1 pseudogene is annotated in these 751 nt (G+C 61.5%); it reads right to left on the reverse strand.

Features of this window, described 5'->3' with window-relative positions:
- Positions 1-193 precede the first annotated feature (193 nt).
- Positions 194-751: pseudogene (locus HMPREF2884_RS09360) on the reverse strand (multidrug transporter); the annotation flags it as partial.

Here is a 751-nt window from a genome sequence, read left to right on the forward strand (position 1 = left end):
GGGGGGGTGTGCACCAAAAATTTTTGCGCGCCCACTCGTCTGCCGAGAGCTGCATCCGCTGCGGGAATATCCTCGCGGGTGCGGGCTACCCGCCGAGCCTGTGTCTCGGGTGGCCCGCACCATTACCGGTCTTTCCCCGGTATCAAGATTCGGTTTTAAAATCCGACGTCAAAACCGGTCGTGGACGCTCGGGTTACTGGTGCTCCTGAACGTACTGCTTGAACTTCTCGTCACGGTCGCGGTCGGCTTGGCGTTCCTGCTCAAGCTGCGACTGGTACTTGCGGATGAGCGGCATCTGATACTGTGCCTCCAGGTCGTAGAGCTGCTTGCTCATGCCGACCTGCTGGTTACATTCGGCCTGGATGGTGGCGATGCGAATTTCCTCTTCGGAGGCGGGTTCGTTGAAACCGCCGTTCTTGCTCTGCTGCTCAGCCAGCGGGGTTTCCTCGGCGACGGAGCCTGCCGAGCGAGGGGTGAGGCCGCGGTCGGAGACGCACTGCTTCCACTTCTCTTCGAGCTCGCGGTGCAGTTTGCTACCGTAAACGGCATTGCCCGCCTCGGTGGAGATACGACTGTATGTGGACTGCCCTTCATTCTCGGGCCTCTTGCCTTCGGGCACCGCGGCGTCCAGGGTCTCGCGGGCCTTGGGGTAGCATTCGATGTCGAGCCGCTCCTCGGGGCTCATACTCTCCCCCGAGTTGAAGGAGATGGGGGCGGCAGCGTTGGGGTCTCGCTTCTGAAAACCGTACTT

Source organism: Rothia sp. HMSC073B08 (assembly GCF_001812975.1).
Taxonomy (GTDB): domain Bacteria; phylum Actinomycetota; class Actinomycetes; order Actinomycetales; family Micrococcaceae; genus Rothia; species Rothia mucilaginosa.